At 65.9% G+C, this 16,062-nt stretch carries 17 protein-coding genes; 12 read left to right on the top strand and 5 right to left on the bottom strand.

All coding sequences use genetic code 11. The features are described from left to right. Window positions 1–69 precede the first annotated feature (69 nt). Window positions 70–954: a formyltetrahydrofolate deformylase gene (gene purU, locus ACN22W_RS15485; protein WP_048246948.1), complete on the top strand. Its 885-nt coding sequence runs from the start codon at window positions 70–72 to the stop codon at window positions 952–954. A gap of 75 nt (window positions 955–1,029) precedes the next feature. Here the strand turns inward: purU and ACN22W_RS15480 are convergent, their stop codons facing one another. Together ACN22W_RS15480 and uvrA are read right to left on the bottom strand one after the other, a co-directional pair. Beyond that, entirely contained in the window at window positions 1,030–2,115 is a 1,086-nt protein-coding gene (locus ACN22W_RS15480) for an AI-2E family transporter (RefSeq protein WP_193099111.1), read from the bottom strand. Window positions 2,116–2,362: 247 nt separating this feature from the next. Next, window positions 2,363–5,248 (bottom strand): excinuclease ABC subunit UvrA, encoded by a 2,886-nt coding sequence (uvrA, locus tag ACN22W_RS15475; protein ID WP_193099109.1) that lies wholly within the window; start codon window positions 5,246–5,248, stop codon window positions 2,363–2,365. A gap of 265 nt (window positions 5,249–5,513) precedes the next feature. Here uvrA and ACN22W_RS15470 point away from each other — a divergent pair, with 265 nt between their 5' ends. The 11 genes from ACN22W_RS15470 to ACN22W_RS15420 all read left to right on the top strand — a co-directional run bounded on the left by ACN22W_RS15470 (window position 5,514) and on the right by ACN22W_RS15420 (window position 14,322). Next, the gene (locus tag ACN22W_RS15470; RefSeq protein WP_048246943.1) at window positions 5,514–6,701 is read left to right on the top strand and encodes an MFS transporter; all 1,188 of its coding nucleotides are present in this window, start codon (window positions 5,514–5,516) and stop codon (window positions 6,699–6,701) included. 100 nt (window positions 6,702–6,801) lie between these two features. Further along, a complete protein-coding gene (locus tag ACN22W_RS15465; protein ID WP_021162583.1) occupies window positions 6,802–7,359 on the top strand; it encodes a single-stranded DNA-binding protein in 558 nt (185 codons plus the stop codon). 300 nt (window positions 7,360–7,659) lie between these two features. Continuing rightward, window positions 7,660–7,890: a hypothetical protein gene (locus ACN22W_RS15460; RefSeq protein ID WP_412023005.1), complete on the top strand. Its 231-nt coding sequence runs from the start codon at window positions 7,660–7,662 to the stop codon at window positions 7,888–7,890. 98 nt (window positions 7,891–7,988) lie between these two features. Further along, window positions 7,989–8,270, top strand: a complete 282-nt coding sequence (locus tag ACN22W_RS15455; protein WP_419685338.1) for a hypothetical protein — start codon at window positions 7,989–7,991, stop codon at window positions 8,268–8,270. Window positions 8,271–8,465: 195 nt separating this feature from the next. After that, window positions 8,466–9,014: a G/U mismatch-specific DNA glycosylase gene (mug, locus tag ACN22W_RS15450; protein ID WP_419685337.1), complete on the top strand. Its 549-nt coding sequence runs from the start codon at window positions 8,466–8,468 to the stop codon at window positions 9,012–9,014. Beyond that, a complete protein-coding gene (locus ACN22W_RS15445; protein ID WP_419685336.1) occupies window positions 9,001–9,624 on the top strand; it encodes a DNA-3-methyladenine glycosylase in 624 nt (207 codons plus the stop codon). Before mug ends, ACN22W_RS15445 begins: the two co-directional genes overlap by 14 nt. 102 nt (window positions 9,625–9,726) lie before the next feature. Further along, window positions 9,727–10,491, top strand: coding sequence for a ParA family protein (locus ACN22W_RS15440; protein ID WP_048246937.1), 765 nt, complete (start codon window positions 9,727–9,729; stop codon window positions 10,489–10,491). Window positions 10,492–10,998: 507 nt separating this feature from the next. After that, on the top strand, window positions 10,999–11,583 hold the full coding sequence (gene phaP / locus ACN22W_RS15435) for a TIGR01841 family phasin (protein ID WP_193099103.1): 585 nt from the start codon (window positions 10,999–11,001) through the stop codon (window positions 11,581–11,583). Between the two features lie 281 nt (window positions 11,584–11,864). Then, window positions 11,865–13,046 (top strand): acetyl-CoA C-acetyltransferase, encoded by a 1,182-nt coding sequence (locus ACN22W_RS15430; protein ID WP_419685335.1) that lies wholly within the window; start codon window positions 11,865–11,867, stop codon window positions 13,044–13,046. Window positions 13,047–13,262: 216 nt separating this feature from the next. Continuing rightward, on the top strand, window positions 13,263–14,006 hold the full coding sequence (gene phbB, locus ACN22W_RS15425; RefSeq protein ID WP_048242790.1) for an acetoacetyl-CoA reductase: 744 nt from the start codon (window positions 13,263–13,265) through the stop codon (window positions 14,004–14,006). A gap of 109 nt (window positions 14,007–14,115) precedes the next feature. Beyond that, window positions 14,116–14,322: a hypothetical protein gene (locus ACN22W_RS15420; protein WP_419685334.1), complete on the top strand. Its 207-nt coding sequence runs from the start codon at window positions 14,116–14,118 to the stop codon at window positions 14,320–14,322. A gap of 89 nt (window positions 14,323–14,411) precedes the next feature. Here the strand turns inward: ACN22W_RS15420 and ACN22W_RS15415 are convergent, their stop codons facing one another. Genes ACN22W_RS15415 through ACN22W_RS15405 form a run of 3 tightly spaced genes read right to left on the bottom strand, consistent with a single transcriptional unit; the run spans window position 14,412 to window position 16,056 of the window. Continuing rightward, a complete protein-coding gene (locus ACN22W_RS15415) occupies window positions 14,412–14,741 on the bottom strand; it encodes a hypothetical protein (protein WP_412023011.1) in 330 nt (109 codons plus the stop codon). Beyond that, the gene (locus ACN22W_RS15410; protein WP_419685333.1) at window positions 14,738–15,241 is read right to left on the bottom strand and encodes a hotdog family protein; all 504 of its coding nucleotides are present in this window, start codon (window positions 15,239–15,241) and stop codon (window positions 14,738–14,740) included. The genes ACN22W_RS15415 and ACN22W_RS15410 overlap by 4 nt, the downstream gene beginning before the upstream one ends. Beyond that, window positions 15,238–16,056, bottom strand: coding sequence for a beta-ketoacyl synthase chain length factor (locus tag ACN22W_RS15405; protein ID WP_419685332.1), 819 nt, complete (start codon window positions 16,054–16,056; stop codon window positions 15,238–15,240). The genes ACN22W_RS15410 and ACN22W_RS15405 overlap by 4 nt, the downstream gene beginning before the upstream one ends. Window positions 16,057–16,062 lie beyond the last annotated feature (6 nt).

Raw genomic sequence — 16,062 nt, 5'->3', positions numbered from 1 at the left:
GCCGCGACTGGCGGCCCCGCGGTGCGAACGGGCAATTTGACGAATACGGAAACGAAGGGAGTAGCGGTCATGCCGACCGATCACAGCTTTATCTTGAAACTGTCGTGCCCCGACCGGCACGGCATCGTCCACGCGGTCTCGGGCTTCCTGTTCGAGCGCAGCAACAACATCCTCGATTCGGCGCAGTTCGGCGACAGCCGTACCAGCGAATTCTTCATGCGCGTGCACTTCGAGCAGGACGGCGGCGGCGCGGATGCCGCGTCGGCGCTCGACACGCTTCGCAAGGAATTCGCGCCGCTCGCGGAACGCTTCTCGATGCGCTGGGAGCTGCACGACGCGGCCGTGAAGCCGCGCGTCGTGATCATGGTGTCGAAGATCGGCCATTGCCTGAACGACCTGCTGTTCCGCTATCGCACCGGCCAGCTGCCGATCGAGATCCCGGCGATCGTGTCGAACCACAAGGAGTTCTACCAGCTCGCCGCGAGCTACAACATCCCGTTCCATCACTTCCCGCTGATCGGCGGCTCGTCCGATGCCGCGAAGGCCGCGCAGGAAGCGCGCGTGCTGGAAGTGATCGACGAGCACCAGGCCGATCTGGTCGTGCTCGCGCGCTACATGCAGATCCTGTCGCCGAACATGTGCCAGCAGCTCGCCGGGCGCGCGATCAACATCCACCATTCGTTCCTGCCGAGCTTCAAGGGCGCGAAGCCGTATTACCAGGCGTTCGACCGTGGCGTGAAGCTGATCGGCGCGACCGCGCACTACGTGACGACCGATCTCGACGAAGGCCCGATCATCGAGCAGGAAGTCGAGCGCGTCGACCACAGCATGACGCCCGACCAGCTGACCGCGATCGGCCGCGACGTCGAGTGCGTGACGCTCGCGCGCGCGGTGAAGTGGCACGTCGAGCACCGGGTCGTGCTGAACGGGACGAAGACGGTCGTGTTCCGCTGATCGGCCTGCCGGCACAAATGAAAACGCCGCGCCCTTCACGGGGCGCGGCGTTTTTTATCGCCTGATACGCGGGCTTCAGATCAGCCGCAGCAGGTACAGCTCGCGCTTCAGGTACGCATAGAAGATCGGCGCGGCGATCACGCCCGGCAGCCCGAACGCGGCTTCCATGATCAGCATCGCGAGCAGCAGCTCCCACGCGCGCGACTCGATCTGGCCGCCGATGATCTTCGCGTTCAGGAAGTATTCGAGCTTGTGGATGACCACGAGGAACGCGAGCGACGCGATCGCGGTGCCCATGCTGACCGACAGCGACACGGCGACGATCAGCGTGTTCGAGATCAGGTTGCCGATCACGGGCAGCAGGCCGACGATGAACGTGACGAGCACGAGCGTTTTCGACAGCGGCAGCCGTTCGTGGAAGAGCGGCAGCGCGACGAGCAGGTAGATGCCGGTGAACACCGCGTTGATCGCCGAGATCTTGATCTGCGCGAACACGATGCGGCGGAACGCGTCGGAGAAGCGCGACACGCGCGTGACGAGCGCGGTCGACAGCGGCCGGCGCACCTTGCCGTGCTCGACGCCGATCGCGATCATCGCGCCGATGATCATCCCGAACAGCACGTGGCCGAAGCCGCGCGCGACGCTCTTGCCGCTCTGCTGGAGCTGGTCCATGTGCGAGTGCATCAGCACGGCGGCCTTGGTCTTCATCTGTTCGACGTCGACGGGCAGCAGGTTCGCGATCCAGGCCGGCGTGCGTGCGCGGGTTTGCTCGACGATCTGCATCAGCTGGTCGAGCAGGCTCTGCAGGTTCGGCACCGTGCGCTCGAAGTGTTCGATGATGCCGATCGTCAGGCCCGTGAGCCCGCCGACGATCACGATCGACAGCAGCACGACGGCGACCCAGCGCGCGCGCATGCTCGTGGTGTGGCGTTCGATCACGGGCGCGATCGTGTGGATGAGCTGATAGACGAGCAGGCCGGCCAGCAGCCCGCCGAGCAGCTTGAGCTCGATCACGAGCCACATTGCAACGATCGCGAAGAGATAGCTGCCGATTTCGAGTGCCGACAGATTCGGCAGGCTGAAGTCGCTCGTCAGCCGCACGCTGCGCAGGTGCGGCTCGCGGTTCTGCGCATCGCGCGACGAGTCTTGTTGCTTCTCCATCGTGGATTCCTGTCGTTCGTGTGTCATGCCGCGTAATGCGCGACAGAGCGGTGCCCGCCCGGAGTTGCACCGGATTGGTGCGTAGGACGAACCTTACGACCGTAAAGTATAGCCGCCATTATGGTCCGCAACCGGGCCGTTTGGCGCATGGTGTAAACGCAGAAGGGAAAACGAGGGGAGGCGGGCGGCGCGTCGCGGAGGGACGCGCGCGGCCGGGCGGCCGCGCGCGGGAAGGGTGCAACGCGCGTCAGCCGACCGCGGCCTTGCGGGTCGGGCGCTTGAGCAGCGGCGCGAGGTACTTGCCGGTGAAGCTCGCCTTGGTCTTCGCGACCTGCTCGGGCGTGCCCTGCGCGATGATCTGGCCACCGCCGGCACCGCCTTCGGGGCCGAGGTCGATCACCCAGTCGGCCGTCTTGATCACGTCGAGGTTGTGCTCGATGATCACGACCGTGTTGCCCTGGTCGCGCAGCCGGTGGATCACCTCGAGCAGCAGCGCGATGTCGTGGAAGTGCAGGCCGGTGGTCGGCTCGTCGAGGATGTACAGCGTGCGGCCCGTGTCGCGCTTGGACAGCTCTAGCGACAGCTTCACGCGCTGCGCCTCGCCGCCCGACAGCGTCGTGGCCGACTGGCCGAGGCGGATGTAGCCGAGGCCGACGTCGAGCAGCGTCTTCAGCTTGCGCGCGATGACCGGCACCGCGCTGAAGAACTCGTACGCATGCTCGACCGTCATGTCGAGCACTTCGCTGACGTTCTTGCCCTTGTACTGCACTTCGAGCGTTTCGCGGTTGTAGCGCTTGCCGTGGCACACGTCGCACGGTACGTAGACGTCCGGCAGGAAGTGCATCTCGACCTTCAGCACGCCGTCGCCCTGGCACGATTCGCAGCGGCCGCCCTTCACGTTGAACGAGAAGCGGCCCGGATCGTAGCCGCGCTCCTTCGAGGTCGGCACGCCCGAGAACAGCTCGCGGATCGGCGTGAACAGGCCGGTATAGGTGGCCGGGTTCGAGCGCGGCGTGCGGCCGATCGGCGACTGGTCGACGTTGATCACCTTGTCGAAGTGCTCGAGGCCCTCGATCGCCTCGTGCGGCGCCGGCTCGGCCGACGAACCGTACAGGTGGCGCGCGACCGCGTGATACAGCGTGTCGTTGATCAGCGTCGACTTGCCGGAACCCGATACGCCGGTGATGCAGGTCAGCAGGCCGACCGGCAGTTCGAGATCGACGTGCTTCAGGTTGTTGCCGTACGCGTCGACGATGCGCAGCATGCGCTCGGGATCGGGCGCGAGCCGTTCGTCCGGATACTCGATCGTGCGCTTGCCGAGCAGGTACTGGCCCGTCAGCGACTGCGGGTTCGACTGCACCTGCTTCGGCGTGCCTTCGGCCACTACCACGCCGCCGTGTTCGCCGGCGCCGGGGCCCATGTCGACGACGTAGTCGGCCGTGCGGATCATGTCCTCGTCGTGCTCGACGACGATCACCGAGTTGCCGAGGTCGCGCAGGTGCTTGAGCGTCGAGATCAGGCGGTCGTTGTCGCGCTGGTGCAGGCCGATCGACGGCTCGTCGAGCACGTACATCACGCCCGTCAGGCCCGAGCCGATCTGCGACGCGAGCCGGATGCGCTGCGCTTCGCCGCCCGACAGCGTTTCGGCGCTGCGCTCGAGCGACAGGTAGTCGAGGCCGACGTTGTTCAGGAACGTCAGGCGCGCGACGATTTCCTTGATCACCTTGTCGGCGATCTCGCGCTTCGCGCCTTCGAGCGTCAGGCCGTCGAAGTAGCCGAGCGCGTCGCGCAGCGGCCAGCCGCTGATTTCATAGATGCCGCGCGCGTAGTCGCCCGTGCCGATCCGCACGTGGCGCGCCTCGCGGCGCAGGCGTGTGCCTTCGCACGACGGGCACGGCTGGTTGTTCTGGTACTTCGACAGTTCTTCGCGCACCGCGACCGAATCGGTCTCGCGGTAGCGGCGTTCGAGGTTCGGGATGATCCCTTCGAACACGTGCTCGCGGATCGTCGTGCGGCCGCGCTCGTTGATGTACGAGAACGGGATCGTCTGCTTGCCCGAGCCGAACAGCAGCACCTTCCGGATCTTTTCCGGGAGATCCTCGAAGGCGGCGTCGATGTCGAATTCGTAGAACGCCGCAAGGCTCTGCAGCATCTGGAAGTAGAACTGGTTGCGGCGGTCCCAGCCCTTCACGGCGCCCGCGGCGAGCGACAGCGACGGGTGCGCGACGACCCGCTTCGGGTCGAAGAACGTGATCTGGCCGAGGCCGTCGCATTCCGGGCACGCGCCCATCGGGTTGTTGAACGAGAACAGGCGCGGCTCGAGCTCCTGCAGCGAGTACGAGCAGATCGGGCACGCGAACTTCGAGCTGAACAGGTGCTCGTGGTCGGTGTCCATCTCGAGCGCGATCGCGCGGCCGTCGGCAAGGCGCAGCGCCGTCTCGAACGATTCGGCCAGGCGCTGCTTCATGTCCGGGCGGACCTTCAGACGATCGACGACGACGTCGATCGTGTGCTTGTCGTTCTTCTTGAGCTTCGGCAGCGACTCGACCTCGTAGATCTTCGCGACGCCTTCGTTCGCGGTGCCGCCGCCCGAGCGCACGCGAAAGCGCACGAAGCCCTGCGCCTGCATGTCCTCGAACAGCTCGGCGTGCTCGCCCTTGCGGTTCGCGACGACGGGCGCGAGGATCATCAGCTTGGTTTCCTCGGGCAGCGCGAGCGCCGCGTCGACCATCTGCGACACGCTCTGTGCCTCGAGCGGAATCTCGTGATCGGGGCAGTACGGCGTGCCGACACGTGCGTACAAAAGTCGCAGGTAGTCGTGGATTTCGGTGACCGTGCCGACGGTCGAACGCGGGTTGTGGGACGTCGCCTTCTGCTCGATCGAGATCGCGGGCGACAGACCCTCGATCAGGTCGACGTCGGGTTTCTCCATCAACTGCAGGAACTGGCGGGCATACGCAGACAGGCTTTCGACGTAGCGGCGCTGGCCCTCGGCATAAAGGGTGTCGAACGCGAGCGACGACTTGCCCGACCCGGACAACCCGGTAATCACGATCAGCTTGTGGCGCGGCAGGTCGAGATTGACGTTTTTCAGGTTGTGGGTACGTGCCCCACGGATACGGATCTGTTCCATGAACCTGGCGAAAATGGAGGGAACCAAACCTGCTACTATAACGGCTTTTCGAGACCGTCGTTTGGGGCCCCCAGCCTTTACAGCAGGTGGCAGCAAGGCGGCGCCTGCGCCGGGGAAAGCGGTCGCGCCGCGCGGTTCAGGGCGGCCCGCAGGCCGCCGGCATCCTGCCCCGACGTGTCGCCCGTCAGGCCTCCCGGGCCGCTGGTCCTGATCTTCCGCCGCCCGGTGTCGGGCGGACATTCCGATCATTCGAAATTCATTCCCGATGTCCAATCCGTCTGCCACGTCTTCCCGCATGACTGCGCCCGAATTGCGCGCGACCACGTCGCTCGCGGCGATCTTCGCGCTGCGCATGCTCGGCCTGTTCATGATCATGCCGGTGTTCTCGGTCTACGCGAAAACCATCCCGGGCGGCGACAACGTGCTGCTCGTCGGTATCGCGCTTGGGGCCTACGGCGTCACGCAGTCGCTGTTCTACATCTTCTACGGCTGGGCGTCCGACAAGTTCGGCCGCAAGCCGGTGATCGCCACGGGCCTCGTGATCTTCGCGCTCGGCAGCTTCGTCGCCGCGTCCGCGCACGACATCACGTGGATCATCGTCGGTCGCGTGATCCAGGGGATGGGCGCCGTGTCGTCCGCGGTGCTGGCGTTCATCGCCGACCTGACCTCCGAGCAGAACCGCACGAAGGCGATGGCAATGGTTGGCGGGTCGATCGGCGTGTCGTTCGCGGTCGCGATCGTCGGCGCGCCGATCGTGTTCCACTGGGTCGGGATGAGCGGGCTGTTCGCGATCGTCGGCGTGCTGTCGATTCTCGCAATCGGCGTCGTGCTGTGGATCGTGCCCGACGCGGCCAAGCCCGTGCACGTGCCCGCGCCGTTCGCCGAGGTGCTGCACAACGTCGAGCTGCTGCGCCTGAACTTCGGCGTGCTGGTGCTGCACGCGACGCAGACGGCGCTGTTCCTCGTCGTGCCGCGCCTGCTCGTCGACGGCGGGCTGCCGGTCGCCGCGCACTGGAAGGTGTATCTGCCGGTGATGGGGCTCGCGTTCGTGATGATGGTCCCGGCGATCATCGTCGCGGAAAAACGGGGCAAGATGAAGCCGGTGCTGCTGGGCGGCATTCTGGCTATCCTGATCGGCCAATTGCTGCTGGGCAGCGCGCCGCATACCATCATGATTGTGGCGGCGATCCTGTTCGTGTACTTCCTGGGGTTCAACATCCTGGAAGCGTCGCAGCCGTCGCTCGTGTCGAAGCTCGCGCCGGGTTCGCGCAAGGGCGCGGCCACGGGCGTCTACAACACCACGCAGTCGATCGGGCTCGCGCTCGGCGGCATCGCGGGCGGCTGGCTGCTGAAGCACGGCGGTGCGAACACGGTGTTCTACGCGTGTTCTGGGCTCGTTGCAGCGTGGCTTATAATCGCGGCCAGCATGAAAGCGCCGCCGCGCAAGGCCTGAACCTATTGTCGGGCAGGCACCGGCGGCGTCGCCGGCTTGTCCGGCGGGCTGCTCCGACGCACGCGCGGGCGGCCCGGCATCGAATTTACTGGAGAAACACATGGCATCCGTCAACAAGGTCATCCTCGTCGGCAATCTCGGCGCCGATCCTGAAGTCCGTTACCTGCCGAGCGGCGACGCGGTTGCGAACATTCGTCTCGCGACGACCGACCGCTACAAGGACAAGGCAAGCGGCGATTTCAAGGAAATGACCGAGTGGCATCGCGTCGCGTTCTTCGGCCGTCTGGCGGAGATCGTCAGCGAATACCTGAAGAAGGGTTCGTCGGTCTATATCGAAGGCCGCATCCGCACGCGCAAGTGGCAGGGTCAGGACGGTCAGGATCGTTACTCGACCGAAATCGTCGCGGACCAGATGCAGATGCTCGGCGGCCGCGGCGGTGCGGGCGGTGGCGGCGGTGGTGGTGACGAAGGCGGTTACGGCGGCGGCTACGGTGGTGGTGGCGGCGGCGGTCGTGGCGAGCAGATGGAGCGCGGCGGTGGTGGCGGCGGTCGTGCCGGCGGCGCGGCGCGTGGCGGTGCTGGCGGCGGCGCGCAGAGCCGTCCGAGCGCACCGGCAGGTGGCGGCTTCGACGAGATGGACGACGATATTCCGTTCTGACCTCCCGTCAGCAGAATCTGTATAGATCAACCCCGCCTTTGTGCGGGGTTTTTCTTTTTGTTTCCACGGTTCCGCGTATCCCCCTTCTCCGCAAGACGAAAGCCGATACCCGGCCGGCGGGAAACGGGTGCGGTCTACGAATCCCTGAACCCGACAGTTATCTCGATTCTTGAGCCTGCATCTTGAGCGGAGCGGTTCAGCGATTTCGTCGCGGATTTCTTCACACCCATGAGAAATTCCATATTTATCGAGACGGCTCCTGCGGATAGAGTGCGTTGTCGGCACTGAGTGTGATCGCAGATGCAGCCGGCCAAAGTCAACTTTTATCAGGAGATCGAATCGATGCGCGAGCTCAAACGGAACGACCTGAAACAGGTCAGCGGCGCTTTTTCGTGTCAACTTAATCCGGCACCCATCAATTGGGCGGCGGTTGGTGGGGCAGCCCTGGTGGGCGCCGCCCGTGGCCCGCAAGCAGCACTTCTGAGTGGCGCGGGCGCGTTCCTCGGACAGGCCTGGATCTGCAAGTTCTGAAGATCGACGGGCAGTTTTGCCTGTCCGGAGGGTGCGTGCGAGCATTTCGATGCTCGCGCGCCTGTCGTGTTCGATGCATTGAAATGTCGGGAGTCGTCATGCATTTTCGTGATTCGCGAAGCCCGGTCAGGAAGTTCTTGAGGTACGGCCTTTACCCCGAGCGCTTCAGCAAGGAATTCGGCGATGGATGGTTTGCCGTCTTGCTGGGTGCGTTTGGCAGAACGCTTCCGATGTCGGTCGGGGTGGCAGCGTTGAGCAGTGTCGTGGCGCCGGGCGTGCTCACGACGGGGCGTCTGGCATTGACGTCGGCGATCCTGTTCGGACACAGCGCCTATCTGGAGTGGCATTTGATTCGCCGGTCCCGACGCGAAGAGGACTAGCCGTTGGGCCAGCCGGTTGACTGCGCAGGATCGATGCGCATCGTGTGGCGAAAGCGTGATCAAATGGTCGAACCCCGACCTGTCGACGAGGCGGCAAGCGGTCCGCCGTGATCCGGATCGCGTCGCTCACGTCTATTGGGCGATCGCCGGGGTCCTTTTCATTGATGTCCTTGTCCCTCGCAATCCAGACGAATCGTGGCTGACGAACTCCCCGACCTCATCGCTCCACATCTCGACGTGCTGTTCTGCGGGATCAATCCCGGTCTGACTGCTGCCGCGACAGGGCATCACTTCGCGGGGAGAAGCAACCGCTTCTGGCGCGTGATCCATCTCGCCGGCTTCACACCGATGGAAATTTCGCCGCAGGACGATCGCGCGATACTCCGGTACGGCTGCGGTTTGACGGCGGTGGTGAAGCGACCGACGGCGAGCGCCGATCAGCTTTCGCGCGCGGAATTCATCGCCGCGGCCGCGGCGTTCGAGCAGAAGGTGGCGCGTTATGGGCCGCGCTTCGTCGCGTTTCTCGGCAAGGCGGCGTATTCGGCGCTTGCCGGTCAGCGCGAAGTCGCGTGGGGATTGCAGCCGGCCCGTATGCAGCGCGCGAGCGTGTGGGTGCTGCCCAATCCCAGCGGGAGAAATCTTGCGTTCGGCCTCGATGATCTGGTCGACGCGTACCGCCAGCTCCATCTGCAGGCGCGGGCCGTTTCCGGTCGCCAACCGGAGGGGCAGGATGCGGCGCGATAAAACCGCGCCCGTGTGGCCGGGCACCGTGTTGCCGCGCGCGTTCTTCGACCGCATGGCCACCGACGTCGCCCCGCAACTGCTCAACAAGATTCTCGCGGCAGCGGACGGCCGGGCCGGCCGCATCGTCGAAGTGGAGGCCTATGCCGGTGCGATCGACCCGGCGGCGCATACCTATCGCGGCAAGACGCCGCGCAATGCGACGATGTTCGGGCCGGCGGGGCACCTGTACGTCTATTTCACTTACGGCATGCACTGGTGCTGCAACTGCGTGTGCGGGCCGGATGGCACGGGAACGGGCGTGCTGATCCGTGCGCTGGAACCGCTGCAGGGGCTCGCGCACATGCGCACGGCACGGCCGCCGCAGACGCGCGATCGCGACCTGTGCCGCGGGCCGGCCCGGCTGACCCAGGCAATGGGGATCGGCGGCGCGCAGGACGGCGTCGACCTGGTCGGCGCGCACGAAGGGTTCGCGATCGTGGACGACGGCATGGCGCCGCCCACGGATCTGGCGGGCGGGCCGCGCATCGGCATTCGCGTCGGCACGGATCTTCCGTGGCGGTGGAGCGTGCCCGGCAACCGGTATGTGTCGGGGGCGCTGCCGCGCACCTGATGCGTGCCGCACACAAGTCGCGCGTTATTCGACCTGCGTCACGCGGACGCCATGATTGACCGGCTAAGCTGGTTTTTTCGACGTTTCGATCGAGGGGACACCATGCGGCGGGTCGTATTCAACCAGAAGGGCGGCGTGGGCAAATCGACGATCGTCTGCAACCTGGCGGCGATCAGCGCGAGCGAAGGGTTGCGCACGCTCGTCATCGACCTCGATGCGCAGGCGAACTCCACGCGCTATCTGCTCGGCGACGCCGCGGCCGACGCGCAACCGGGCGTCGCCGGTTTCTTCGAAACCGCGCTGACCTTCAACTTCCGTCCGGTCGACGTCGCATCGTTCATCCATCCGACCCCGTTCGAAGGGCTCGACGTGATGCCGGCGCATCCGGATCTCGACACGCTGCACGGCAAGCTCGAATCGCGCTACAAGATCTACAAGCTGCGCGACGCGCTGAACGAGCTCGACACCTACGACGCCGTGTACATCGACACACCGCCCGCGCTGAATTTCTATACGCGCTCGGCGCTGATCGCGGTCGAGCGCTGCCTGATCCCGTTCGACTGCGACGACTTCTCGCGTCGCGCGCTGTACACGCTGCTCGAGAACGTGAAGGAAATCCAGCAGGACCACAACGCGGCGCTCGAGGTGGAAGGCATCGTCATCAACCAGTTCCAGCCGCGCGCGAGCCTGCCGCAACAGCTGGTCGACGAACTCGTCGACGAAGGGCTGCCGGTGCTGGCGTCGAGGTTATCCGCGTCGGTGAAGATCCGCGAGTCGCATCAGCAATCCAAGCCGGTGATCCACCTCGAGCCCGGGCACAAGCTCGCGCAGGAATTCCGCGCGCTGCATCGTGAACTGGCCGGCTGATCTCGCGCATACCGGTGCCAGTGCCGGCGGCGGCCGTTTCATACGGCCGCTTTTTCATTGCGCCCCGCAATTCATCCGATCATTGATTTCGTCATTAATAATCCCGAAAACGATTTCAGGATAAATCTGGAAAAACGATTACATAAGCGACCGCTTCATTTTCAATGTGCACCTGTTTTCTAATAACCGGAATAATGCATGGGTAAATGTTGCGAAAAATCATGGTGCGCTATGCTGTAAAAAGGTAAAAATCGTTCCAGGGCGAGATGCTGCGGTGTTCCCATCTGCGATGTCGACGCGGCTCGGGCTTCAGCGGCCGCTCGGCGGGAAAATAAGGGTTTACACCTAGCATTAATGCCATTTAATTGACAATTAATCGATCTAGAATGGCCTTCTTCAACTTCCTGCATCCAAATGGGTGACGGGTTGCCAATAAGGAAGCGATTGTCGATCTGGCTTCCATTTTTCTTTACGTCGTCTCTCGCATTGCCAACAGGAGCGTGCCCGATGTCCGTATTTGCCCCCGAAAAACTGACCGCCGATTATCAATCCGGAATCGCCGCATGGTTTGCGATCGCCCGTCCGGCGATCCAAGGCTTCGAGGCTGTCGTCGAACTCAACCTGCAAGCGGCCCGGACGGCGCTCACGGAGTACGAGGACAAGCTGAAGAACGCATTCAACAGCAGCAATCCGGCCGTGGGCTTCGCGCAGCAAGTGGCCGCGCCGCAGGAAGCGGCAGGCAAGGTCGTGTCGTACGGCCGCCATCTGTTCGACATCGCCGTGTCGACGCAATCCGAATGGGCGAAGGTCGCGCAGGCGCAATACGAACAGAACGACAAGCGCCTGAAGGACGTGATCGGCGAGCTGTCGAAGCATGCGCCGGCCGGCTCGGAGTCCGTGGTGGCTGCGCTGAATTCGGCGCTGTCCGCGGCGACCGCCGCGGCCGACTCCGTGCGTGCAGCGACGGGGCAGGCGATCGAAGCCGCGCAGAGCGGCTTCGATGCGGTCAGCGAAACGGCCACGCGTGGCGGCAAGCAGACGGCTGCCGCCGCACGCAAGGATGCAGCGGCCGCGCGCGAATCGGCCGCGTAACGACGTGAGAACGTGCCGCGCGCGTGCGCGGCACGATTGAACGGTGCCGGATGGCGCCGGACGCCGTGTGTGCCACGCGGTGTCCGGCGACCCTCCGGTTTGCCGCAAGGTGCCGGTGCACGGGCGGCCCATGCCGGTGTGCCGTCGGCGCGACCGGGCGTGGCTTGTGGCGCGGCGGCATGCGATCGCCATCGCGGGTGGCCCGGGATGCGCGATCGCCAGTTGCAGCCGGCCCTTGCCGGCGTCAGAACGACGAACTGATTTCGATGCAGGAACTGAACATGACGGACGTAGTGATCGTATCGGCCGCGCGTACCGCGGTCGGCAAATTCGGCGGCTCGCTTGCGAAGATTGCGGCGCCGGAGTTGGGCGCGACGGTGATCCGCGCGGTGCTGGAGCGTGCGGGCGTGAAGCCCGAGCAGGTCAGCGAAGTGATCATGGGCCACGTGCTGACGGCCGGTTCGGGGCAGAACCCGGCGCGGCAGTCGCTGATCAAGGCCGGGCTGCCGACGGCAGTGCCGGGGATGACGATCAACAAGGTGTGCGGCTCGGGCCTGAAGGCCGTGATGCTGGCGGCGAATGCGATCGTGGCGGGCGACGCGGAGATCGTGATCGCGGGCGGCCAGGAGAACATGAGCGCATCGCCGCACGTGCTGCCGGGCTCGCGCGACGGGTTCCGGATGGGCGACGCGAAGCTGGTCGACACGATGATCGTCGACGGCCTGTGGGACGTGTACAACCAGTACCACATGGGTATCACGGCGGAGAACGTCGCGAAGGAATACGGGATCACGCGCGACGAGCAGGACGCGTTCGCGGCGCTGTCGCAGAACAAGGCGGAAGCGGCGCAGAAGGCCGGCCGCTTCAACGACGAGATCGTGCCGGTGTCGATCCCGCAACGCAAGGGCGAGCCGCTGCAGTTCGCGACCGACGAGTTCGTGCGTCACGGCGTGACGGCGGAATCGCTGGCGGGGCTGAAGCCGGCGTTCTCGAAGGACGGTTCGGTGACGGCGGCGAATGCGTCGGGCCTGAACGACGGCGCGGCGGCGGTGCTGGTGATGTCGGCGCAGAAGGCGGCGGCACTCGGCCTGACGCCGCTGGCGCGGATCAAGGCGTATGCGAACGCGGGCGTGGATCCGAGCGTGATGGGCATGGGCCCGGTGCCGGCCTCGCGCCGGTGCCTGGAGCGCGCGGGCTGGACGCCGGGTGACCTGGACCTAATGGAGATCAACGAGGCGTTCGCGGCGCAGGCGCTGGCGGTGCACAAGCAGATGGGCTGGGACACGTCGAAGGTGAACGTGAACGGCGGCGCGATCGCGATCGGTCACCCGATCGGCGCGTCGGGCTGCCGGATCCTGGTGACGCTGCTGCACGAGATGGCCAAGCGCGATGCGAAGCGCGGGCTGGCGTCGCTGTGCATCGGCGGCGGGATGGGTGTCGCGCTCGCGGTCGAGCGCGTCTGAGCAGGGTCTGACGACATCACGCGGATGCGGTGCCGGCAAGCACGGCATTCGCGCGAAGCGGTTTCGCGCACGACAAGCAGCCAACAACAAGCGCGAGGTTCCGGTGCGTGCCGCGCCCGCGACGCGGGCGGCTGCGCATCGTAGCGGTGGGGCGGCAGCATGTACGATGCCGCCGCCCCGCATTCATCGATTAATTTTTTGTCGGTAATTTATAGGATGACTAAGCGAATTGCAGTTGTGACAGGTGGAATGGGCGGCCTCGGCGAAGCGGTCAGCATCAGGTTGAACGACGCGGGCCACCGGGTAGTCGTCACGTATTCGCCGAACAACACCGGCGCGGACCGCTGGCTGACCGAGATGCACGCGGCCGGTCGCGAGTTCCATGCGTACCCGGTGGACGTGGCCGATCACGATTCGTGCCAGCAATGCATCGAGAAGATCGTGCGGGACGTCGGCCCGGTCGACATTCTCGTGAACAACGCGGGCATCACGCGCGACATGACGCTGCGCAAGCTCGACAAGGTCAACTGGGATGCGGTGATCCGCACGAACCTCGACTCCGTGTTCAACATGACGAAGCCCGTCTGCGAAAGCATGGTCGAGCGCGGCTGGGGTCGCATCGTCAACATTTCGTCGGTGAACGGCTCGAAGGGCTCGGTCGGCCAGACCAACTACGCGGCCGCGAAGGCCGGCATGCACGGCTTCACGAAATCGCTCGCGCTCGAGATCGCGCGCAAGGGCGTGACGGTGAACACGGTGTCGCCGGGCTACCTCGCGACGAAGATGGTCACCGCGATTCCGCAGGAGATCCTCGATACGAAGATCCTCCCGCAAATCCCGGCCGGCCGGCTCGGCAAGCCCGAGGAAGTCGCGGCGCTGGTCGCCTACCTGTGCTCGGAGGAGGCCGGCTTCGTGACGGGCTCCAACATCGCGATCAACGGCGGCCAGCACATGCATTGACGCGTGGCGGCCCGGACGGCGTTCGCGCACGTGCCGGGCCGCGTTCCGCTAGATCCAGTGCCGGAGCGGCGGCAGGCGTACCGCTTCGGTCTCGCATTCCGGAGAAGGCATGGGCGATACCTGGATAGGACTCGCGATCGGCGGCGGGGCACTGGCCGTCGCGCTGACGATGATGATCTCGCTCTATTGGCTCGAGCGGCGCCGCGCGCGGCTGCTGCGGAACTTCGATCATCGCGACTGCTGGCTCGTCGCGTACGGCAAGTGCATCGCGCGCAGGCCGGCGGGGCCGGCACGCCGCATGCGCGGCGCGCGTTGACGGCGGCGGTATCGCGGTATTGCGGTGTCACGGTTGGGCACGGTCATGCATCGCGCGCATGCGGTCGGTGATGCGCGCGGTGCGCGTGCTCAATTGCTCTTTTCGCTCTTTCCACCCGACTCGCCCGAGTCGTTCTTGTGGAAGATCCGCTTGGTCGTGCGTTTGGTGGCATCCCAGCCTTCGCGCGATGCGTGTGCGACGCCGTGCCCGACTGCCTTCGCGGCGCTCGCGGTCGCATGGCCGAAGCTGCGTGCCGCCTCGCCGGTCTTGTGCGCGGCTTCCTTCGAATCGCGCTTGATGTCCTGCTTCACTTCCGACATGTCCGCATGCGCGATCGGGCTGATCAGCGCCAGAACGAGCGCGGTGCCAATGAACTGACGAACTTTCACGACCTGGTTTCCTTGAGTAAGCGGATTCATCGGGGATGCGTATTGCCGGCGGGCGCCGGGGAAAACGTGCCGGCCGACGATGCGTCGAGCATCACCGCGGCACGGCCGGACAGCAGCACGCGAGCGCCGCAGCGCAGCGCGAAGCCGTACAGCACCGAGCGGCCGTCGCCGCTCACGCGTTCCGCGTCGACGGTGAGCGGCTGGTCGAACGTGTCGAGCCGGTCGACGAACGCGTCGACGTTGCGCACGCTCGCGAGATAACCGACGCGCGGGCGCGCTTCCTGCGCACCGAGCAGCGCGCCGTGCACGGCCATCGCCTGCGCCGCGTATTCGATTCCGCAGACCGATGCGAGCCGGCCGTGCGAGCGCAGCGGGTTGTGCGGATCGCGGTGGCTCGTCACGGTGCAGCTGATGCGCGTAGCGTCCCACTCATCGACCGTGTCGAGCACGCACATCGCGCCGCCGTGCGGAATGTGCGCGGCGATCCACGCGTGGTCGAGCGGCGGCGTCAGTGCGATCGAGGCGGTCATCGCGCGTGCTCCGCGAAGGTGTCCGGCATCGCGAGGTCGACCTGCACGCGCGTGTCGGACAGGTAGTCGAGTACGACGCGCGCCGAGCGCCGCGCGGCCAGCGCATCGAGCAGCGGCAGCACGCGTGCGGCCGGATTGCCGGTGCGCAGCGCGTCGAGCTCCGCGTTCGCGAGTGCCGTGGCGGGCGAGTCGGTGAGCTGCGCGTCGATGCGGGCGAGCGTGCGCGCGCTCGCTTCGGGCGCGAACACGAGCGCGACGCCGAACGCGTCGCCGATCGGTCGTACCGCGTGCAGCGGTTCCGGGTAATCGGTGTCGTACGCGATCAGCAGGGTCGGCACGCGATCGACGACGACCTGGCACAGGCTCTCGAGCAGGCCGGCGGCAAAACTGCCGTCGTGCGCGCACAGCACGTTCGACGTCGCCATCGCGCGGGTCGCGATGCTCCAGTAACCGGCCGGTGCGTTGTGCACGGAGTTGTGGAAACGCGTCGGCGACAGCTGGCGATCGTCGCCGGCGAGGGTCTCGCAGATCGCGTGGCAGTTCTGGCCATCGCCGCCGGACGCGCTGAACACGGTCGCGAGCGTCGCGGCATCGCGCCCGCTCGCGGCCACCGCCTCGTGGCCGACCGCGAGCGCGACGCGCACGACGGGGCCCGTGCGGCGCCGTTCGGCCGACGGCAGGCCGGCGGGCGGCGGCAGCTCGGTGCGTGCGCTCGCATAGGCGGTGCGGCCCGCGAGCACGTCGGCCGCGTGCGGCCAGTCGTTCAATCCCGGCCCGACGAGGCCGATGCTTTCGATGAAGGCGGTGAGTGTCATGTCGGG

This window comes from Burkholderia theae, assembly GCF_048565265.1.
Lineage (GTDB): Bacteria > Pseudomonadota > Gammaproteobacteria > Burkholderiales > Burkholderiaceae > Burkholderia > Burkholderia theae.
The sequence above is the reverse complement of the archived record's forward strand: the minus strand, read 5'-3'. Positions and strand labels throughout refer to the sequence as shown.